The following is a 20913-nucleotide window of genomic DNA, read 5'->3' as shown; positions in this document are numbered from 1 at the left end:
GCTGAGGTACCTTACCCCGACCGCTCTACCGGAGACGCTGCATGACGCCCCGCTACGTGCTGGCCATCGACCAGGGCACCACCAGTTCGCGCGCGATCCTGTTCGACCGTGCCGGCGACATCGTCGGCAGTGCACAGCGCGAATTCGCACAGATCTTCCCCCAGCCCGGCTGGGTCGAGCATGACCCGCGCGAGATCCTTACCAGCGTCTACGCCACGCTGACCGAACTGCTCAGCCGCGAACAGATCGATCCGCGCCATATCGCTGCGCTGGGCATCACCAACCAGCGCGAAACCACCGTGGTCTGGGACCGCGCCAGCGGCCAGCCCATCCATAACGCGATCGTCTGGCAATCGCGGCAGAGCCACGCCATCTGCGAGCGGCTGAAGTCCGACGGGCATGAAGCGCTGGTCCGCGAGCGGACCGGCCTGCTGATCGACGCCTATTTCTCCGCGACCAAGGTGCGCTGGATCCTCGACCACGTGGAAGGTGCGCAGCAGCGCGCCGAGCGTGGCGAGCTCCTGTTCGGCACCATCGACAGCTGGCTGGTGTGGAACCTCAGCGGTGGCCAGGCGCACGTGACCGATTACAGCAATGCCGCGCGCACCCTGCTGTTCAACATCCACACGCTGGACTGGGATGAAGACCTGCTGGCGCTGCTGGACATCCCGCGCGCGATGCTGCCGCAGGTGCGCGACTCCAGTGCGGTGTACGCACACACCCGGCCGCAGTTCTTCTTCGACCACCCGATCCCGATCGCCGGCATCGCCGGTGACCAGCAGGCGGCGCTGTTCGGCCAGGCCTGCTTCCAGCCGGGCATGGTCAAGAACACCTACGGCACCGGTTGCTTCATGCTGATGCACACCGGCACGCAGGCGGTACGCTCGCGCAACGGCCTGCTGACCACCATCGCCTGGGGCCTGGACGGGCGCGTGGAGTATGCGCTGGAGGGGTCGATCTTCATCGCCGGCTCGGTGGTGCAGTGGCTGCGCGACGGACTGCGCATGATCGAACGCGCCAGCGACAGCCAGGCGCTGGCCGCACAGGTACCCGACAGTGGCGGCGCCTACCTGGTGCCGGCGTTTGTCGGCCTCGGCGCGCCCTATTGGCGCAGCGATGTGCGCGGCGCGATGTTCGGCCTGACCCGCGGTACCCGCAAGGCGCATTTCGTGCGCGCCGCGCTGGAAGCGATGGCCTACCAGACCCGCGACGTGCTCGATGCAATGCAGTCCGATGCCGGTATCGCGCTGACCGAACTGCGCGCCGATGGCGGTGCGATCGGCAACGACTTCCTGGCCAGCTTCCAGGCAGACATCCTCGGTGTGCCGCTGCTGCGGCCGCGGTTGACCGAAACCACCGCGCTCGGTGCGGCCTATCTGGCCGGCCTGGCCGTCGGGTTCTGGTCCAGCCGCGAACAGATCACCGCGCAATGGGGCCTGGACCGGCGCTTCGAGCCACAGATGGAGGTGTCCCGGCGCGAGAAGCTGTATGCAGGATGGCAGCAGGCGGTTGCCGCCACCCTCGCCTTCCACGTGGATTGAAACTGCAATGCCCTGCCCTGCTGCGGCACACGTGGAGTGACACTGTAGAGCCGAGCCATGCTCGGCTGCCGTTGGTGGGGCGCCGCAAAAAACGCAGAGCCGAGCATGGGCTCGGCTCTACAGGGACATTGGCGCCGGCAATCAGAACGCCGGCAGCACCGCGCCCTTGTACTTGGTCTCGATGAAGGCCTTCACCTGCGGACTGGTCAGGGCCTTGGCCAGTTTCTGCACACGGGCGTCGTCCTTGTTGTCCGGGCGCGCGACCAGGAAGTTCACGTAAGGCGAATCCTTGCTCTCGATCGCCAGAGCGTCCTTGGTCGGGTTGAGGCCGGCATCCAGCGCGTAGTTGGTGTTGATCAGTGCCAGGTCCACCTGGCCCAGCACGCGCGGCAGCATCGCCGAGTCGAGTTCGCGGAACTTCAGGTTCTTCGGGTTGGCGGTGATGTCACGCAGGGTCGACAGCGCGTTGGCCGGATCCTTCAGCTCGATCACGCCGGCCTTGTGCAGCAGGATCAGCGCGCGGCTGTTGTTGCTCGGGTCGTTCGGGATCACCACGTCGGCACCGTCGCGCAGCTCGGCCAGCGACTTGACCTTGCGCGAATAGGCACCGAACGGCTCGATATGCACGCCGATCACCTTCACCAGATCGGTCTTGCGATCGCGGTTGTAGGCATCTAGGTACGGCTCGGTCTGGAAGTAGTTGGCGTCCACCTGCTTCTGCACCAGCTGGTCGTTGGGCTGCACGTAGTCGTTGAACACGCGCACGTCCAGGTCCACGCCTTCCTGCTTGAGGATCGGCTTGACCACTTCAAGGATCTCGGCATGCGGCACGGCCGTGGCGGCCACCACCAGCTTCTGCGAGGGCTCGCCGGACGTGCCGCAGGCGGTCAGGGCCAGCGCAGCGGCGAGCAGGGGCAGCAACAGGGTCTTCTTCATGGGCGGAAGGGTTCTCGGGGGGAGTGTCAGGATTTTTCGTAGTTGCTCAGGGCCAGCTCGAGCAGCGCCTTGGCCTGCTCGCGCAGCATCACCGGCTCGATGATCTCGGCATCCGAACCATAGTGCAGCACGTCCATCAGCAGCTCGCGCGAGACGCTGTACGGCACCTTCAGTTCGTAGCGGCCATCGGCCAGGAAGCGGCCCTGCTGCTTGGAATGCCAGTGCTCGTCGGCCACCCAGCGCGCGGCCTTGGCGCTGAACAGGATGGTCGCCCAGCCCTTCGGCGCACCAGAAAAAATGCCATAGCTGGCGCCGAGCTGCTCGTCCAGCTCGCTGTCGGCGACATCGCGGGCGGTGCTGTCGATCACCCGTGCCTTGTGGATGCGGTCCACGGCGAAACTGCGCAGCGCCTCGCGGTCATGGTCCCAGGCATCCAGGTACCAGTTGTCGCGATAATGGGTCAGGCGCTGCGGCGAGACGGTACGCTTGGTCGGCTCGTCGGTGGAACGGGCACGGTACTCGAACGCCAGCTGGCGACGCTCCAGCACGGCCGAGGCAACGCTGCGGAAGCTGCCCTCGTCGAACTTGCGGCCACGGTGCGGAATCACCCGCACGCGGTCCACCGGCCAGCTGGACACGCCCGCCTGGGCCGCCAGCAGGCTCTCGATGCGCTGCTGCAGCGGCGCCAGCACCGACGACAGCACGCCACCGCCGGTGCGCGCCAGCAGGTGTTGCGAAGCCAGCAGGGCATGCAGCTCCTCCGAGCTGAGCCATAGGCCAGGCAGTTCGAAGCGGTCGCTCTCGTCGGCCTGGTAACGGAAGCCTGCCTCGCCGTCGCCCTCGATCGGTGCCATCAGCGCATCGCGCAGGAAGGCCAGGTCGCGGTAGACGGTGGCACGGGAACAACCGAGCTTGTCCTGCAGGGTCGCCACCGTCACCGGATAGCGCGCGGACTTGAGCAGACGATGCAGGGCGGTGATGCGTTCGTATCGGTCCATGCCCCCGATTATGTCCGAGTCGCGGGTCTTGTGTGGGACGTTTGGGCTATCGTGGTCGCCCCCACCCACCCATGGAATGCCCGATGCGCCGGTTGCCTGCCCTGTCCCTGCTGGCCTGCCTGCTGCTGGCCGCCTGTGATCGCGCGCCGGCGCCGGCGGGCACCGAGGCGCCGGTACCCGCCGCCGATCCGGCACAGGCGGTGCTGGCCGCCAGCCAGCGTTTCGCCGCCCTGCGCAGCTTCCACGCCGAACTGGAGGTGCTGGGCGCGCCGCAGCGGGTACGCAGCGCCATGGACTTCGTCGCCCCCGACCGCTTCCGGGTGGAGACGCCGGCCGGTCCGCAGACCATCATCGGCGACACCCTGTTCCTGCAGGCCGACGGTGCGATCCGCCAGGTGCCGGCCCCGCCCGGCCTGCTCGAGCAGTGGCGCAACCCGCTGCCGGCCGACGCCCTGCCCGCCGACCTGCAGGCCGAGGACCTCGGCAGCCAGGCGCTGGACGGGGTCGAGACCCGTCACTACCGGCTGCGCGGCAGCCAGCCCGGTGAACGCCTGGAGTACTGGGTGGATGCCCAGGGCCTGCCACGCCAGATCGTGCGCAGCGGCCGCAGCAATGGCCGCAGTTTCCAGCTGCGGCTGCGCTATTCGCGCTTCAACGACCCGGCGGTGCGCGTCGATCTGCCCTGAATGGGCGGTCGCGGCAACGTCTGCTGAAGCGGGCGTTTGGATCGATTCGGACCGCCATCACGCTTCCAGTATCATCACCGGCTGTCAACCGCTTCGGAGTAGTCCCGATGTTCCTGCGCGTGTCCCTGCTGATCCCCCTGCTGCTGTGCGCGCCGCTCGCGTACGCACAGGATGCCTCCGAACTGGCGGCGATGTCCTCGCCGTGGAGCGGCAGTGGCGGCGAGCTCGGCTTCGCTTCGGCACGCGGCAACAGCAGCACCGAGAGCTTCAACGGCCGCCTGCGCCTTCGCTACACCGACGGCGACTGGGTTCACAGCATGGACCTGGCCGGCCTGCGCTCCAGCTCCAAGGTGACCGAGACCCGCGATGACGGCACCACCACCCGCCGCAACAACACCACGGCCAATCGCTACACCGGCAGTGCCGGCAGCGCGCTGCAGCTGGGCGAGCACCGCCAGCTGACGGCCACGGTGCGTACCGAGCGCGACGACTTCGCCACCTACGACCGCCAGAGCTCGTTCGGCCTGGGTTACGGCACCCGCCTGTGGAACACCGAGCGCTTCTCGTTCGACGCGCAGATCGGTCCCGGTGTGCGCCGCACCCACAGCACCGAGGACGACCGCACCCGCACCGGCATGATCGGCCGCGGCCTGTTCGACATGAAGTACTCGCTGACCGACAACACCGACCTGGTCAACACCCTGCTGGTCGAATCCGGTTCGTACAACACCTTCGGCCAGAACGACTTCGGCGTGTCGGTGAGCATGAACGAGCACTTGGCGCTGAAGGCCGGCTGGCAGGCGCGTTACAACAGCGACGTCGCTGTCGACAAGCGCAAGACCGATACGCTGACCACGATGAACGTGGTCTACAAGTTCAAATAAGCAGAACGGGCGCCGAGGGCGCCCGTTTCGTTTTTGTAGAGTCGAGCCATGCTCGACTTGAGCGCGAAGCCCGGGATTTTCCCGGCGAAGAGCAGCCGAGCATGGCTCGGCTCTACAGACATCGGGGCTCAGACGTTCAGCAGTTCGCCGGCGCCATCGTCCAGCAGCATGTTCGCCACGCGCTGGCCCAGCGCTTCCGGGGCATTGGCCGGGCCCACCGCCTCGGCACGCACCGCACGGCCATCGCTGGCGCTGCCAACCAGCCCCTGCAGGTGCAGGTCGTCGCCCTGCCACTGCGCGATGGCCGCCACCGGCACATGGCAGCTGCCATGCAGCGCACGGTTCATTGCCCGCTCGGCTTCCACGCAGGCACGGGTAGCCGCGTCATCAAGCTGGCCGAACAGCGCCCTCAGGTGCGCATTGCCGCCATCGCACTCCACCGCCACCGCGCCCTGCGCCGGGGCCGGCAACCACTGCGGCGGTTGCAGGCGCGCGACGATGCGCTCACCCAGGCCCAGGCGCTCCAGGCCGGCCACGGCCAGCACGATGGCGTCGTAGCCACCGTTGTCGAGTTTGGCCAGCCTGGTGTTGACGTTACCGCGCAGGTCGAGCAGTTCCAGGTCCGGGCGCAGCGCGCGCAGCTGCGCCTGGCGACGCAGCGACGAGGTACCGACCCGCGCACCGATCGGCAGCGCGTCCAGCGAGGCGTACAGGTTGGAGACGAAGCCATCGGCCGGATCGTGTCGGGGCAGGATTGCCGGCAGCGCGAACGGCTCGTCCAGTTCCATCGGCACGTCCTTCAAAGAATGCACGGCGCAGTCGGCCTCACCGCGCAGCATGGCCAGCTCCAGTTCCTTCAGGAACAAGCCCTTGCCACCGATCGCGGCCAGCGAGCGGTCGAGCACCTCGTCACCGCGGGTGCTCATCGGCACCAGTTCCACATGCAGGCCGGGATGGGCCTGGCGCAGGCGGTCAGCGACGTGTTCGCTCTGCCAGAGGGCGAGCGGGCTCTTGCGGGTGGCGATGCGGACGGTTTCCATCCGGTCATTATCGCGCCTCCGGCGCGGATACGGCCAACGGCGGAGCCCCTCGTGGCTGGCGGAGGGGTCGTGAAAGCAACAGCCGCGCTTGGCCGGGCGGGGTGGGGTGGCGGGACCGTTGGCGCCATGGGCCCGAGGCATGCCTCGGGCGGGTTGGGCAGGACGCCCAACCCCGGTCTTGCCGTGTGCGCAGGACAGCGCACACGAGCAAGGCGCCATCGAGCTTACAGGGATGTACTTGCAGCGTGTCCCGCCACCCCACCTCGGCCCGACCCAGTACGTAGCACCAACGAGCCGACCAACCCGCCGTTGCTGTTGCTGTTGCTGTTGCTGTTGCTGTTGATCTGAAAGCAGTCGCGGCCGCAGGCCGCGCGGAAACCTCACAGATGCCGCAGTTCCTGCTTCAGCGTCGCCACGCAGCGGCGGCTGACTTCCAGCGGTTGCTTGCCATGGCGCAGCATCGCCTGCACCTGGCCGCCCGTGCCACGACGCAGCTCCACCAGCTCATGGCGTGCCACCAGGCAGTTGCGATGGATGCGGATGAAGCGGCTGGCGAACTCCTCTTCCAGCGACTTCAGTGACTCTTCGATCAAGTCTTCTCCACGTGCGTGGTGCACCACCACGTACTTCTCTTCGGCCTGCAGGTAGTGGATGTCGTCCAGCGGGATCAGCCGCAGGCTGCCGCGCAGGCGTGCGCACAGCATGCTCCGTGCCTGTTGCCCACGATGGTCCTGCGGCTGGCCATCACGGCCGGCCAGGAACGTGCGTGCGCGTGCAATCGCCGCCGCCAGGCGTTCGGCGCGCACTGGTTTCATCAGATAGTCGATCGCCGCAGCCTCGAACGCCGACAGCGCATGCGCATCGTAGGCGGTGCAGAACACCACCGCCGGCCGGGGTTCGAAGCTGGCCAGATGACGGGCCGCTTCCAGGCCATCCAGCCCGGGCATGGCGATATCCAGCAGGACCAGGTCCGGCTGCAGCTCCGCGCACGCGTGCAGGGCCTGCTCGCCGTTACCGGCCTCGGCCACCACGACCACGCCGTCCTGCGCGGACAACAGGCTGCGCAGGCGCTCGCGCGCCAGCGGTTCGTCATCGGCGATGACTACCCTCACGATCGCTCCCTCACTGGATCGGCACTGTCACCTGGCAGGCATAGTAGCCCTCGCTCCAGCCAGCCGTCATCCGCGCGGCGCTGCCGAAACGCCAGGCCAGCCGATGGCCGATGCTGTGCTGGGCATGGCCGGCACCGCGCGCCAGGGCCAGTCCGGGCGCCTGCGGGTCGGGCGCCGGGTTGCGCACGCGGATCTGCAGCTCGTTGCCCTCGCGCACCAGCTGCAATTCGATGGTGCCGCCCTCGGGCAAGCGCGAAATGCCATGCAGCACTGCGTTTTCCACCAGCGGCTGCAGTACCAGCCTCGGCAGTGGCAGGTCCCACGGCAGCGGCTCATCGCGCTGCCAGCGCACCTGCAGGCGCTCGCCGAGGCGCAGCGACTCTATCGACAGATAGCGCTCGGCCAGCTCGCATTCGTCACGCAGGGTGGAATCGCCCTCGCCCGCTCCCAGCGCCGCACGGAACAGATCGGACAGGTCCAGCACCGCACGCTCGGCCACCGCCGGATCGCGATGCAGCAGGCTGGCGATCAGGTTCATGCTGTTGAACAGGAAATGGGGGCGGATCCGCGCCTGCAGCGCATCGGCCTGTGCGCGTGCGTTGGCCTGCACCTGCGCGGCCCAGCGGTCACTCACGTAGAAATAGCGCAGGGCCAGCGCGGTGATCAGCGCGGTGGTGGCCGCGCTGCCCAGCGTGAAGCGCCAGAAGCTGATGCCGCGGGCGAAGTTGTCGCCCAGCACCGCGTACAGCGCATGCACGATGCCGGCGCAGATCACCGCGATCAGTGTCGCCAGTGCGATGGCCGCCACAGCCCCCAGCACCTGCGGCAGCCTCGACAGCGCCTGCCGCAGCAGGCACAGGCTGGCGGTCACCGCCAGCGCAAGCCACAACGCGAAGCCGCTGGCCGACAGCAGTTCGCCGAAGGTCCAGTGACGGCTACCGTCGGGCGCCAGCGCCAGTACCACCACCACCAGCTCGGCCAGGCCGAGCATCGCCGCCAGCCGCGGCAGGCGGCACAGTTCCGGCATCCACGGCGGGGCGCTGGCCGGTGACATGGCTCAGGCAGCGCCCAGGCGTTCCTGCAACCAGTCACCCAGCGCCTGGATTTCTTCGGCGCAGACCTGGTGGGCCATCGGATAGCTGTGCCACTCCACCTCCAGGCCCATCGCCTGCAGGGCCTGCGCGCTGTGTACGGCCACCGCCTGCGGAATCACCGGGTCGCTGCTGCCATGGGCCATGAACACCGGCACCTGCACCGCACCGTCAGCGCGCTTGGCGCTCTCGGCCTCGGGCAGGTAGGTGGACAGTGCAATCAGGCCGGCCAGTGGCGCCGTGCGTGACAGTGCGGCGGTCAGGATGATCGCGCCCCCCTGCGAGAAACCGGCCAGGAAGATCTTCTCCGGAGCGATGCCGCGCTCGATCTCACGCGCGATCAGCGCATCCAGCTGCAGTACCGAGTCCTGCACGCCGGCCATGTCGGCGCGCGAGCGGAAATCCATGCCGACGATGTCGTACCAGCCGCGCATCGGCACGCCGTTGTTGATCGTGATCGGCCGCACCGGCGCATGCGGGAACACGAAGCGCAGCGCTGGCCAGTGCGGACGCACCAGCTCCGGCACGATCGGCGCGAAGTCGTGACCGTCGGCGCCAAGGCCGTGCAGCCAGATCACCGACCACTGCGGCGAGGCGCCGGTTTCCTGTTCCACCGTTTGCAGCATGATGTGGCTCCTTCAAGTTCGAGCCGCATTATGCCGCTGCCGCAGGGCGATCAGTACAGCGGCGGTTGTTCGGCCGCTTCCCGGCGCAGCTGTGCAGCGCGTACCAGCACCGGCGGCGGGATGTTCTCTTCGGGGATATCGAGCAGGCCAAGCCGATGCAGGAAGGTACCCGGCCCACGCGATGACGTCAGCGCCACCACCGGGACCGCCAGCACCATGCCGATCACCACCGGCGCCATCCACGCGGCCAGCGACGGCGATACGGCCCAGGCCAGCACGCCCATGAAGGCACCGAATACGCCGAGGCCGCCATAGCCGCGGATCAGCGCCAGCCACGAGATACCACCGTCGTCACGCTGCTGCGCGTCCCAGCCGGAATCGCGCCCGGACAGCACTTCGGCGACGCCGCGCGACTGCACGTACATCACCACCGGCGCCATCAGCGCGGCCAGCACGGTTTCCACCAGCATCGAAACGAACGCGCGGATCGCGCCACCACAGCCACGACGGTCGACCGGCTCCAGAAGCATTGCCAGGTACCCCAGCACCTTGGGCAGCAGCAGCACGGCCATGGTGGCAGCGAACAGGCGAACCACCTGTTCTTCGTCCTGTGCGCGCCAGTAAACGCTGGGCGACAGGTGCAGCAGGGCGTTGAAATCAATGCCTTCCTGGAACAATGGAATGGCGATGCCGATCAGCATCAGCATCGCCCACATCGGCGCGGTGAAGTAATGGCCGATGCCGATCAGCATGTGCGTGCGGCTGATCCAGTGCAGGCCACGGCTGCCGACCACCTTGCCGTGTTGCAGGTTGCCCTGGCACCAGCGGCGGTCGCGCACCAGCAGGTCAGTCAGTGTCGGAGGGCCTTCTTCGTAGCTGCCACCCAGGTAGGGCACCATGTGCGCGGCCCAGCCACCACGCCGCATCAGCGCCGCTTCGACGAAGTCATGGCTGAGCACATGGCCGCCGAACGGCTTGCGTCCTGGTAGCGCTGGCAGGCCGGCGTGGTCTGCGAAGGCGCGGGTGCGGATGATGGCATTGTGGCCCCAATAGTTGCTCTCGGCGCCATGCCACCAGGCCACGCCACGCGCAATCACCGGCCCGTACACGCGGCCACCGAACTGCTGCATGCGCGCGAACAGGGTACGGCCACCGATCACCGACGGCAGGGTCTGGATCAGGCCGACGTCGGCGTTGTGTTCCATGCCGGCCACCAGGCGCACGATGCTGTCGCCGGTCATCAGGCTGTCGGCGTCCAGGATCAGCATCTGCGGGTAGGCGCCGCCGAAGCGGCGCACCCAGTCGGCGATGTTGCCGGCCTTGCGCCCGCTGTTGTCGCCACGGCGGCGGTAGAACAGCCGCACCCGGCCATCAGGTACACGCTCGCGCAGTTCGGCAAACACCTGTTCCTCGGCACCGGCGATGTCCTCGCGGCGGGTGTCGCTGAGCACGAAGAAGTCGAAGCGGTCGAGCTGGCCGGTGGCCGCCACCGACTCGTAGATCGCCTGCAGGCCCGCCAGCAGGCGGCGCGGGTCTTCGTTGTAGGTTGGCATCAGCAGCGCGGTGCGGCTGTGTACCGTAGGCAGCGGCTTGTCCGGATCGATGCCCAGCCGGTAACCCCGGTCGAACACCGCCGTCAGGAAGCCGGCCACGGCACTGGCGAACGACAGCGCAATCCAGGCGAACAGGCCGACGAACAGCACCAGCAGGCAGGCTTCAAGCACGCTGATGCCGTTGGCCGACAGCACCCGCCACATCATCCGGGTAGCGATGGCGGTCATCGCCAGCGTGCCGCCGAAGATGTAGAACCGGCGCAGGCCGATCAGCCGCGGCGAGGTGCGGTGGCGTCGAACCTTCAGATGGCCCTCGCGCAGGGTCTGCTCGGGCATCTGCAACGGCGATTCCACCGGCAGCAGCGCCCAGCCGGCATCAAGCCGGGGCGTATCCGCTTCCGCATGGATGGTCTGCACCCCCATTGCCGCCTACTCCGCGCGGTCGGCACGGCCGGCCATCCCGGCCGGGCTGCATGCACCAAGGTTCCCGGCGCGCTTTCCCGGCGCCCGCACTTGTCCTGGCTGCGTCGGCCTCACGCCGCGCAGTCGCTGTCTGTCACTACCGGAACCCACACGATCTCCAACAGGGCGGAATCGAAAATGCGGCCCAGTCTAGGGCGCCGGATGTAAGCCGGGTGCGAAGGCCTACGCCGGGATTTATCCCCATTCAGCAAACAGCAGGCGAGTCTGGCAGCCAGGTATCGGATGTCACCTCGTCGCCTCCTGTGCTGGATCGTAACAAATGCGAACGGTTATCATTTCATGAACCAGGCAGGTTGCCGTCGTCCGCACGGTCAAAACCCACCCAGCTGCGCCGGTTCCAGCCCCGGCGCCGTATGACCCATGGAAGGGAGCTGCCCGCTGTCTGCGTGCGCCTGCTGCCTCCATCGGGTCTCCCTCCTCCGATGGAAGCCATCATGCCCCTGTCCCGTTCCCGTCCCGCGCGCCCGCCGCGCACCCGCTTGGCCAGCGCCCTGGCCGCCGCCTGCCTGCTTGGCCTGCCCGGCATGGCTGCCGCAGAGGCCAGCGCCGATGCCTCCACCACGAATCTGGATACCGTGGTGGTTACCGCCTCGGGCAACCAGCAATGGATCAAGGATGCCCCGGCCAGCATCAGCGTAATCAGCCGCGAGGACATCGAACGTCAGCCGGTGCACGACCTGGCCACCCTGCTCAGCCGTGTGCCGGGCGTGACCGGTGGCCTCAGCGCGGTCGGCGAGCAGTCCAAGATCAAGCTGCGCGGCATGCCGTCGAACTACACGCTGGTGCTGGTGGACGGCAAGCGCATGGGCAGCTCGGCGTCGACCAACTACCGCCCCGACCTCGGCCGTCAGGATCTGAACTGGATCTCGCCGGAGCAGATCGAACGCATCGAAGTGGTGCGCGGGCCGATGTCGTCGCTGTATGGCTCCGATGCCATGGGCGGGGTGATCAACATCATCACCAAGCGCATCGGTGATGACTGGAGCGGCAGCGCCACCCACAGCTACACCCGCCCCGCTGACGGCAAGCGCGGCGATACCCAGCAGATCGGCGCAACGTTCTCCGGCCCGCTCGGCGAGCGCTTTGGCCTGCGCATCGGCGCCAACAGCATGCGCCGCGATTCGGACCGCTCCAACGGCGGTGTCTACGGCAATGCCTATGCGGGCGAGAAGGACCGCAATGTCGACGCGCTGCTGCAGTGGAACCTGAGCGACGCGCAGGCGCTGTCGCTGGAAGCCGGCCATGGCGTGCAGCAGGCCTTCATCGATGCGTCGCTGGAAAAGCAGGATGAAAGCGCGTGGGGTGCCAGTGAGCTCAAGCGCAGCTCGCTGGCGCTCAACCACGATGGCAAGTGGAGCTTCGGCAATTCGAAGATCAGTGCGTACTGGACCGAGTACAGGAACAACATCGGTGCTACCGGCCGTTCCGAAGCAACAGATACGATCATCGAGGGCAACCTGACCACGCCGTTCACCCTCGGCGTTGAACACCAGTTTGCCGTGGGCGGCCAGTGGAAGCGCCAGGAACTGACCAACACCGATACCATCGGCCGCGCGCCGATCGACTATGCCGGCAATGCCGTCAGCGGTTCCGATCTGGAAGTGGATACCTGGGCCCTGTTCGTAGAAGACGAACTGAAGCTGCACCGCACCCTGGCACTGACCCTGGGCGCGCGCCTGGACCACCATGAGAAGTTCGGTGGCCACGTCAGCCCGCGCGCCTACCTGGTCTGGCATCCGGCCGAGCAATGGACCATCCGCGGTGGCGTTTCCAAGGGCTTCCGCGCGCCCAGCCTGACCGAGAACTCGCCCAGCGCCGCCACCCAGTCCGGGGGCCGTGGCTGCACCTCGCTGATCCCGCTGGGCTATACCCGCGGCGGCTGCTACATGGCCGGAAACCCGGACCTGGACCCGGAAACCAGCACCAACCGCGAGATCGGCATCAGCTTCGACAACGACCTGGTCGATGCCGGCCTGACCTACTTCCACACCGACTTCAGGAACAAGATCGAGTACGCACCGCTGGGCAGGTTCAACGGCATCTGGTGGACACGGATGAGCAACGTGCAGCGCGCACGCACCAGCGGCATGGAAGGCAACCTCAATTTCCGCTTCGGCGAGCACTGGCGCTGGCGCACCTCGGCAACCTGGATGAAGGAAGCCAGGAACCTGACTACCGGCCGCAACCTGATCGATACGCCGGAATTCTCCGGCTATTCGTCGCTGGACTGGACGCCCAACACGGTGTTTTCCAGCAGCCTGTCGGCGCAGTACACCGGCAGGCAGACCGGCACGGCGACGACCTTCCTCAAGGCCTACACGCTGTATGACCTGACCGCAGCGCTTAACGTCAACGAGGTGCTGACCCTGCGCGGTGGCATCAGCAACCTGGCCGACAAGACGCTGTATGCCGAAGGCTCCACCGACTACTTCGTCGCTGGGCGCAGCTACTTCCTCAGCATGACCGCACGGTTCTGAGCCCCGCGCGCGCCGTGATCGCGCTGGCGTGATGCCAGCGCGATCAACGGTGGCGGATTACTCGCTTTCCAGCGCGGCCGGCGCCGCGTCCCGCGTGGCGGCCGTGCGCGCACGGTCCATCGCCACCGCCAGTTGCTGGCGCGCGAGCAGTTGTTGTGCCTGCACCACTTCAGGTGTCGGCAGGAGCACCGGCCCCGGTGCGTTTTCCGGTGTAGCAGCTGTAGTCATGCAACCTCCATGGACATCCCGCCGCCGCCGGGGTCAACCGCGGCGGCAGCGGAACTGCGCACCCTAACCTAAAAACAAGGCGGGCGGGTGACGGTGCGGCGCCGGGCCGCAGCCGTCGGAACAAGGCAGGCGTCACATTTTTGACGGCAGCGCTTGGATCCTGAATAGGACTTGTCCTATCATGAAAACGTTTTCTCACAGGGATGTTTCCCCAATGAATACCACTGACCTGTCCCAGTTCAGCCCGAAGTGGCAGTTCCGCTTCAACTTCTTCCGCCAGCACGGCGCCCCCAAGAACCCCGGCTTCAAGCAGGCCTGGAAGGCGCTGTCCTTTGGTGACCGCCTGAAGATCAACCTGAACTTCTTCGCGCTGTTCTTCGGCGCCATCTACCTGCTGATCCTTGGCATGTGGCGCAAGGCACTGGTGGTGATCGGCATCAACATCGTACTCGCCATCATCACCATGTTCCTTCCCGACGTTGTCGGGCGCATGCTGTTCATCGCCATGAACCTGCTGGTCGCCTCCAGCACCAACTACAGCTACTACCTGGAGAAGGTGGAAGGGCGCACCAGCTGGAACCCGTTTGAAGGCATGTTCTGAGCCATCAGACCTGCGCAGGGATGCGCGGCAAGGATGCAAGCGACGCCCGGCCTCCGCCGGGCGTCTTCGTTTTCTGGCTCAGGCCGCGCGGCGTGCCGTGGCCATCGGCCCGGCCTGCAGGCGGAAGCGCGACACCGCCACCGCCAGCTGCTCGGCCTGCTCCTCCATCGCGCGGGCTGCTGCACTGGCTTCCTCCACCAGTGCAGCATTCTGCTGGGTGGTTTCGTCCATCTGCACCACGGTCTGGTTGACCTGCTCGATGCCGGCCGACTGTTCGCGCGAGGCGGCCGAGATCTCGGCCATGATCTCATTCACGCGGCCGACCTGACCGACGATGTCCTGCATGGTGCGTCCGGCACCGTGCACCAGCTGCGCACCGGCTCCGACCTGTGCCACCGAAGCGTCGATCAGCTCCTTGATCTCCTTGGCGGCACCCGCTGAGCGCTGCGCCAGCGCACGGACTTCGCTGGCGACCACGGCGAAGCCACGGCCCTGCTCGCCGGCGCGCGCGGCTTCCACCGCCGCGTTCAATGCCAGGATGTTGGTCTGGAACGCAATGCCATCGATCACCGAGATGATCTCGGCGATGCGCTGCGACGAGGCTTCGATCTGCTGCATCGTCTGCACCACCTGGCTGACCACCTCGCCCCCTTCGCTGGCCACGCCCGCTGCGGAACCGGCCAGCATGTTGGCCTGCAGCGCGTGGTCGGCATTCTGGCGCACGGTGGAGGTCAGTTCCTCCATCGACGCGGCGGTTTCTTCCAGATTGGCGGCCTGCTGTTCGGTGCGGCGCGACAGGTCGCTGTTGCCGGCCGCGATCTCGCCAGCGGCCAGGCGGATGCTGGCCGCCGACTGCTGGATCTGTCCGACGATCTGAGTCAGCTGCTGCACGGTGCTGTTGGCATCGTCGCGCATCACCGCGAACACCCCGTGGAACTCACCCTGCATGCGCGCAGTGAGGTCGCCGGCGGCGATCGCGCGCAGCAGCGTAGACAGTGCAGCCAGGTTGTGGTCGCTGACCTGCATCATTGTGTTCAAGGTCTCCACCATGCGGCGGAAATCATGCTCGAAGCGCAGCGCATCACCGCGCACGGCGAAATCACCGGCAGCGGCGGCGGCGGCCAGCTGCTGGATCTGCTCGTTGATCGCGGCTAGGTTGCCCTTGGTGGTTGCCATCGCGGCGGTGAATGCCGCCTTCTCGCCCGGCAGCGCTTCCATGTCCACGCTGAGGTCGCCCACGGCGTAGCGCTGCATCACCTCGACCAGGCGCTGGGTGACCGCATTGCTGGAGGCCACCAGCTGGTTGCTGTCGGCCACCATGCGGCCGTACTCGCCCGGGAACGCCGCAGCATCCATGCGGTAGCTGAGTTCCCCGGCATCGTGGCGGCGCGCCATTTCGGCCTGCGCAGCCATCACTGACTGCAACTGCCCACGCATGCCCTGCATCGCGTCCAGCAGGCGCCCCACTTCGTCGTTGCTGCGCGCCGGCAGCGTGCTGTCCAGCTTGCCGGCGGTGACATCACCGGCCACGCGCACCGCTTCGGCCAACGGGCGGATCGCCAGGCGGCGCAGCAGTACATGGACACCGGCGCTGAGGCTCAGCGCGGCGATCACGCCGACCAGCAGGGTCAGCCACAGCAGCTGGCGTGCCTCAGCCACGATCACCGCGTGCGGCATCACCACGCCCAGGGCAAAACGCTGCGGCGCATCGCCGACCCGCAGCGGTACATACACCCGCACATTGCCGGCCGCATCCGGAGTGAAGGCCTCGAACGGACGGTCGGCGGCAATGTCGGCCAGCATGCTGCGGGTCTGCGCGTCGCTGCGCGGCTTGCCGATCTCGGCGGCATTGGCCGAGGCCAGCACCACACCCTTCGGCGACAGCAGTTCGACACGACCGGCCCCCATCGGCTTCAGCGTGGCCAGGTGCTTCTGCAACGCCGCCAGCGAGAAGTCCACGGTGAACACGCCCAGGAATCTGCCGTTCTCGATGATCGGCGTGCTCAGGGTGCTCATGAGCACCTTCTGGCCGGCGATGTCATAGGCGTAGGGTTCGCTGACCTTGGGCAGCTTGTCACGGCTGGGCCCCATGTACCAGTCGCCCGATCCGCTGGCGGTCTCGGTGTAATCGGTCATCACCGACTGCTGCGGCTTGCCGTCCTGCCAGGCCCAGTAGCTCATGTAACGGCCGGTGGCATCGTGTGCTTCGCTATTGACGAACTCCGCATCCTTGCCGTCGAAGGCATCGGCCTCCCACATGGTGCTCTTGCCGAGCCATTGCGGATGAGCACGCAGCTGTTCGCCGAGCACCGCCGCCAGGCTGGCGCGGTCGGGCACGTCGCCACGGGCACGCTGGGCCAGCACGCTTTCAACCATGGCATCGTTGCTGGCAAAGGCGGTGCCCAGGTCAGCCGCCACCTGGCGCGCCTCGGCGTTGGCCTCGCTGGTCATGGTCTGGCGCGAGGCGCTGATCAGACTGGCGCTGGCCTGCCGGTAGATCAGGAACGCGGTCAGGCCGAAGCACAGCAGCGCGATCACAGCGGTGCCCAGCATCAGCTTGTGGGCGATGCTGCCCGGGCGTTGGGCAGTGGCGGAGCGGGAAGAAGGCATGGGAGGGTCCGCAAGGCAATTCAGGACGACCGGCGTCACGAGGACACCGCGCAGGCGCGCGATCCGTCGCGCAGGCCACCGGCCGCCGGGCCGCGCCCGGTGCACGAGGCACACCGGGTTTAGCGGCCGGCCGCCATCGAGATTGAGGCCAGCGGCCTGCACATTCCTGAACCTGCTCAGAGTGGGCTCGGTGCCCCGCCCCCTGCGACCATCTCATTCGGCGACCCGATCCTTGATCCACTCCGCCCTTGGCAGCACCTCAATGCTGCCGGCGGCGTACTGCTGCAGCACGTCGTCCGGGCCGAAGCGCGGCTGCCAGCCCAGCACGCTGCGCAGGCGGGCACTGTCGTAGACGCGATCGATGCTCAACGGCAGCGGCCAGCCCCGTCGTTCGAACTCGGCCAGCAGCTGTGGCGCGCGGCGTGCCAGCACGCTGCGCGGGTGGGTGGCCAGCTCCAGGCAATCCTCACGCCGGAACGGCGTCGGAGCGCACGCGATGTAACGCGCGAAAGCGGCGCCTTCGTCCAGCAGCAGTGCAGCATGCGCGCTGGCTACATCACGTGCGTCGATACCGCGGTGCAGGCGGAACATCGCCATGCGCTCGGGCGGCTCGGGGAAGCAGCGGGCCATGCGCAGCACGCGCACGCTGAAGGCCGGCGCCGCAGCGGCTTCGGCCAGTGCTTCGGCCTGCAGCTTGGTGCGGTGGTAGATCGTGCGCGGCAACGGCTCGGTGTCTTCATCGATCCAACGGCAGCCACCGGCGACCACGGCGTGGCCATACAGCGCGGTTGTACTGGTCAGCACGAATCGCCGCGCCCCGGCTTCGCGTGCGGCCTGCAGCAGGTGCGCGGTCGCCTCCACGTTGATCTGGTGGAACACCCCGTCCGGCACCAGGCCGACGTGGGGTGCGTGCAGGGCGGCGGTATGGATCACCGCGTCAACGCCCTGCACCGCCCGTGCGACGGCCTGGTGATCGGTGACATCGGCAATGATGCGGGTGGTGGCGAATGGGCTGCGATCCAGCCCCACCACTTCGTGGGAGGCCGCCAATGCGCCGAAGATCGCGCGCCCGATCCGCCCGGAACTGCCGGTCAGCAGAATCTTCATTGAGTCCATTCACTCGAAGCGCCCGGGAACTACCGGGATGCTTCGATTCTAGGCACGCTGCATGTCGTCTGCGATAGGGCGCAATTGCAATTGTGCGTTCATTCCCGCGAGGCCGATCGGGCCAGCAGCTGCCGCGCGACGAACAGCGGATCGTCACCGCCTGCCGCGTCGGGCGTGACACCGGTGCGTTCCCAGTTGGTTCCGGTATTTAGATTGATCGGCTGCCGATCGGGAATGCTGATCTGATAGCCGTCCGGCAGCAGCACAGGATCATCGACCATGTGTGCAGCGCCGCCGCTGCGCGTGCCGACAATGCGTGCACGGCCCAGCGCCTGCAGCGAGTAGGCGACGAACTCGGCAGCCGACGCGGTGCGGCGATCGATCAGCACGACCAGCGGCTTCAGGTAAGTGGGCAGACTTGCCGGCGGCAGTGGTACCAGCGTGCGCCGCCCGCGCTGGTCCAACTGCTGCACCGCGTCGATCTTCGCGTCCAACAGCGTGCGCACCAGCAGGTCGGCACTGCCGTCATCCCCGCCGCCGTTCTGGCGCAGATCCAGCACCAGGCCATCGGTGTCGGCCAGCAGCTCGAGGGCGGCGGCGAGTTTCGGCCGGGCCAGATCCAGCGGATAGAATGTACTCAGCCGCAGGTAACCGATGTTGCCCTCCAGCACCCGTACCTCGCGCACGCCAGCGCCATTGCTGCGCGCATCCGCGCGCCATGCCATCAGCCAGTCGTCCTGGCCGGCCGTTGCGTCCACGCGCTCTACATGGAAGTGGCCATCGAACGTGTCCAGGTCCTGGTTCAGGCGTGCGCTGAAAGCCTTCGGATCCGAGCAGCTGTCCACATAGTGCTGCTGGGTGGACCAGCCGCGCACGGCTTCGGCAATGCGTGCGCCTTCGGCCGCATCCAGGTACTGCGCCTCTATCGCCGTGGCCGCTGCCTGCAGCACGGCGTCCTGCGCCGGGCAGGCGGCCGCCAGCAACGCGCCAAGCATCCACGAAACCGTCATGATCGCCTCCGTCGCCTTGATGATATATAAGTGCTTATATATCATTGTCATCATGGATCTCCAACGTGCAACTCTGGGAACGCTGCTGCGTGCCCTGCTCGACCAGCTCGACCCGGCGGTCGAGCAGGCCTACCGGGATCTGCAACTGGACTACCGGCCGCGCTACACCCCGGTGCTGCGCACGCTGATGGTGCAGGGCCCCTGCCGCATCAAGGATCTGGCACTGGCCTGCGGGCTCAGCCACTCCGCGCTCAGCCAGACGGTTTCAGCGATGGTGCGCGACGGCTGGCTGCACGCTGCGGTGGGCGAGGACAGCCGCGAACGCATCCTGCAGTTGAGCCCGCACGCCCTGCAGGCATTGCCGGCGCTGCAGGCGCAGTGGCAGGCTACGGCGCTAGCGGCCCGCAGTCTCGACGCCGAACTTGGACAGTCGTTGGAACAGGTGCTGCGTGAGGCATTGAAGCTGCTGGAGCAACGACCGTTCGCGCAACGCCTGCGCGACGCCCGCCTGCGCTGATGCAGTGCGTCGGCGACACCCCGCGTGTTCGCCGGTGGTGGTGGTCCTGGCATTCGCCTGAATGGCGGACTCATCAACCACGTGCGCATGCCGGGTGAAGACCACGGCGGGGATGGCGACCTCGGCTTAGCACGCACTGGCCAAGCATTGGCGCTGTCGCCGACCACGGCGCCGCCCATGCAGAAGGATACTTCCCATGACTGAGCAGAATCACCGCTCCAACCGGGGCTTCGCCTCGATGGACCAGGCCAAGCAGCGCGCGATCGCTGCCAAAGGCGGACGTGCGGCGCATGCCTCCGGCAATGCGCATGAGTTCAGCCGCGATGAGGCACGTGCGGCAGGCCGCAAGGGCGGCGAGGCGATCAGCCGTGATCGGCAGCACATGGCCGCGATCGGGCGCGAGGGTGGGCACGCGCGCCACGCCAACGCGCGCCAGCAGCAGCAGCAGCAGCAGATCGAGCATGGTGGAGAGGCTCCGCACCGCCAGCAGAAGTGATCATCACGCGGCCAGGCCGTTTCCCGTCGGCGGTGCCACCTGCAGCCACAAGCTGGGCCAGGGTACCGGCCGATGCCATCGCCCAGCCGACGCCGACGGCCGTGCCACTGCGGTACCACGTAAGCATCCGCGGCGCGGCGTGCATTGCGCCCGGTTGCGCGATGAGCGCACGCGCGTGTCCTGCCAGCCCCTGTGATGTCGATTGCCACGCAGGGTCGGCCTGTCACGGGGTAGCAGGCGGCGTTGGAACCGTCCTGCTCAGGTGTGCACGAGGATGTTCAACAGCCGCCCGAATGGATCGCGGACAAAGAAGCGGCGCACGCCCCAGGGTTCATCGACCGGCCCATACTCTAGCGCGATGCCGGCCTTACGCATGCGCTCCAGCACCTGCTGCAGGTCGTCCACCTCGATCGACAGGTCCGGCACCGCAGTGCCGGAACCGCCTTCACTGGCAAAGCTGACCTGCGCCAGCGCACTGCCCTGCCCGCCATGGGTGACGATCCAGCCATGGTCCATCACCACGGGCATGCCAAGCAGCTCGCCATAGAAGGCAGCGGCCCGTTCCGGCTCAGCCGTGGCGATGTTGGCGACGACGCGTTTGACGGCCATGGCATGCTTCCGTTGGACAGGGCCCATCCAGACTGCCCGACCTTCCACGGAAACAGAAGAGCCCCGTCAGTGACGGGGCTCCCACACGGCTCAATCGGCGCGACTCACACGCCCATGCACAGATCGACCACGCAGGTATTGTACGCCTGCTGGCATTCCCCAGCGTCGGCCCAACTGGCCAGGCACATCTGGTAGGCCCGCCAGCAGGGCGCGTCGCAAGGCTCGACAGGGCCCGCCACCGCCACCGAACCGGTACACACCAGCGCGAACAGCGCCGCCACGATCACTTTCCTGACAGTACGCATCAC

At 67.3% G+C, this 20913-nt stretch carries 20 protein-coding genes; 7 read left to right on the top strand and 13 right to left on the bottom strand.

Annotated features, from left to right (window positions below):
- The first annotated feature begins 41 nt into the window (after positions 1-41).
- A complete protein-coding gene (gene glpK, locus AC5P8C_RS07285; RefSeq protein ID WP_134735038.1) occupies positions 42-1541 on the top strand; it encodes a glycerol kinase GlpK in 1500 nt (499 codons plus the stop codon).
- 141 nt (positions 1542-1682) lie between these two features.
- On the opposite strand, the gene AC5P8C_RS07280 is transcribed toward glpK, so the two are convergent.
- Positions 1683-2477, bottom strand: a complete 795-nt coding sequence (locus tag AC5P8C_RS07280; protein WP_021203869.1) for a MetQ/NlpA family ABC transporter substrate-binding protein — start codon at positions 2475-2477, stop codon at positions 1683-1685.
- A 26-nt stretch (positions 2478-2503) separates the two neighbouring features.
- A complete protein-coding gene (locus AC5P8C_RS07275) occupies positions 2504-3475 on the bottom strand; it encodes a helix-turn-helix transcriptional regulator (RefSeq protein WP_019660741.1) in 972 nt (323 codons plus the stop codon).
- Positions 3476-3558: 83 nt separating this feature from the next.
- Here AC5P8C_RS07275 and AC5P8C_RS07270 point away from each other — a divergent pair, with 83 nt between their 5' ends.
- Positions 3559-4161 (top strand): LolA-like protein, encoded by a 603-nt coding sequence (locus AC5P8C_RS07270; RefSeq protein WP_495218510.1) that lies wholly within the window; start codon positions 3559-3561, stop codon positions 4159-4161.
- 107 nt (positions 4162-4268) lie between these two features.
- Positions 4269-5045: a DUF481 domain-containing protein gene (locus tag AC5P8C_RS07265; RefSeq protein WP_019660743.1), complete on the top strand. Its 777-nt coding sequence runs from the start codon at positions 4269-4271 to the stop codon at positions 5043-5045.
- 128 nt (positions 5046-5173) lie between these two features.
- Here AC5P8C_RS07265 and hemC read toward each other — a convergent pair whose 3' ends face one another.
- From hemC to mdoH, 5 genes are all read right to left on the bottom strand, one after another.
- Complete coding sequence (hemC, locus tag AC5P8C_RS07260; protein WP_019660744.1) at positions 5174-6085, bottom strand: hydroxymethylbilane synthase; 912 nt, start codon at positions 6083-6085, stop codon at positions 5174-5176.
- A 380-nt stretch (positions 6086-6465) separates the two neighbouring features.
- The gene (locus tag AC5P8C_RS07255; protein ID WP_019660745.1) at positions 6466-7197 is read right to left on the bottom strand and encodes a LytR/AlgR family response regulator transcription factor; all 732 of its coding nucleotides are present in this window, start codon (positions 7195-7197) and stop codon (positions 6466-6468) included.
- Positions 7198-7207: 10 nt separating this feature from the next.
- Positions 7208-8251, bottom strand: a complete 1044-nt coding sequence (locus tag AC5P8C_RS07250; RefSeq protein ID WP_233653711.1) for a sensor histidine kinase — start codon at positions 8249-8251, stop codon at positions 7208-7210.
- A gap of 3 nt (positions 8252-8254) precedes the next feature.
- A complete protein-coding gene (locus AC5P8C_RS07245) occupies positions 8255-8914 on the bottom strand; it encodes an alpha/beta hydrolase (RefSeq protein ID WP_019660747.1) in 660 nt (219 codons plus the stop codon).
- Between the two features lie 50 nt (positions 8915-8964).
- On the bottom strand, positions 8965-10890 hold the full coding sequence (gene mdoH, locus AC5P8C_RS07240; RefSeq protein WP_019660748.1) for a glucans biosynthesis glucosyltransferase MdoH: 1926 nt from the start codon (positions 10888-10890) through the stop codon (positions 8965-8967).
- A 494-nt stretch (positions 10891-11384) separates the two neighbouring features.
- Between mdoH and AC5P8C_RS07235 the strand changes: the two genes are divergently transcribed.
- Positions 11385-13427 carry a TonB-dependent receptor domain-containing protein gene (locus AC5P8C_RS07235; protein ID WP_329842486.1) on the top strand — a complete coding sequence of 681 codons (2043 nt, stop codon included), beginning with the start codon at positions 11385-11387 and terminating at the stop codon, positions 13425-13427.
- A gap of 57 nt (positions 13428-13484) precedes the next feature.
- Here the strand turns inward: AC5P8C_RS07235 and AC5P8C_RS07230 are convergent, their stop codons facing one another.
- Positions 13485-13655 carry a hypothetical protein gene (locus AC5P8C_RS07230; protein ID WP_021204097.1) on the bottom strand — a complete coding sequence of 57 codons (171 nt, stop codon included), beginning with the start codon at positions 13653-13655 and terminating at the stop codon, positions 13485-13487.
- 214 nt (positions 13656-13869) lie between these two features.
- Between AC5P8C_RS07230 and AC5P8C_RS07225 the strand changes: the two genes are divergently transcribed.
- The gene (locus tag AC5P8C_RS07225; RefSeq protein WP_019660750.1) at positions 13870-14256 is read left to right on the top strand and encodes a DUF2628 domain-containing protein; all 387 of its coding nucleotides are present in this window, start codon (positions 13870-13872) and stop codon (positions 14254-14256) included.
- Positions 14257-14334: 78 nt separating this feature from the next.
- On the opposite strand, the gene AC5P8C_RS07220 is transcribed toward AC5P8C_RS07225, so the two are convergent.
- The 3 genes from AC5P8C_RS07220 to AC5P8C_RS07210 form a co-directional block, all read right to left on the bottom strand.
- A complete protein-coding gene (locus AC5P8C_RS07220) occupies positions 14335-16866 on the bottom strand; it encodes a methyl-accepting chemotaxis protein (RefSeq protein WP_495218509.1) in 2532 nt (843 codons plus the stop codon).
- A 213-nt stretch (positions 16867-17079) separates the two neighbouring features.
- Entirely contained in the window at positions 17080-17973 is an 894-nt protein-coding gene (locus tag AC5P8C_RS07215) for an NAD-dependent epimerase/dehydratase family protein (protein WP_019660752.1), read from the bottom strand.
- Between the two features lie 98 nt (positions 17974-18071).
- Positions 18072-18983, bottom strand: coding sequence for a S41 family peptidase (locus AC5P8C_RS07210; protein ID WP_495218508.1), 912 nt, complete (start codon positions 18981-18983; stop codon positions 18072-18074).
- Positions 18984-19035: 52 nt separating this feature from the next.
- On the opposite strand from AC5P8C_RS07210, the gene AC5P8C_RS07205 reads away from it, so the two are divergent.
- Together AC5P8C_RS07205 and AC5P8C_RS07200 are read left to right on the top strand one after the other, a co-directional pair.
- The gene (locus AC5P8C_RS07205) at positions 19036-19500 is read left to right on the top strand and encodes a MarR family winged helix-turn-helix transcriptional regulator (RefSeq protein WP_495218507.1); all 465 of its coding nucleotides are present in this window, start codon (positions 19036-19038) and stop codon (positions 19498-19500) included.
- A 196-nt stretch (positions 19501-19696) separates the two neighbouring features.
- Positions 19697-19996 (top strand): KGG domain-containing protein, encoded by a 300-nt coding sequence (locus AC5P8C_RS07200; RefSeq protein WP_134730020.1) that lies wholly within the window; start codon positions 19697-19699, stop codon positions 19994-19996.
- A 258-nt stretch (positions 19997-20254) separates the two neighbouring features.
- On the opposite strand, the gene AC5P8C_RS07195 is transcribed toward AC5P8C_RS07200, so the two are convergent.
- The gene (locus tag AC5P8C_RS07195; RefSeq protein WP_019660756.1) at positions 20255-20605 is read right to left on the bottom strand and encodes a VOC family protein; all 351 of its coding nucleotides are present in this window, start codon (positions 20603-20605) and stop codon (positions 20255-20257) included.
- 104 nt (positions 20606-20709) lie between these two features.
- Positions 20710-20910, bottom strand: coding sequence for a hypothetical protein (locus AC5P8C_RS07190; protein WP_495218506.1), 201 nt, complete (start codon positions 20908-20910; stop codon positions 20710-20712).
- Positions 20911-20913: the final 3 nt, after the last annotated feature.

It is taken from the genome of Stenotrophomonas sp. YJH_SMC_46 (assembly GCF_059370315.1).
This window is presented reverse-complemented; position numbering and strand designations above follow the sequence as displayed.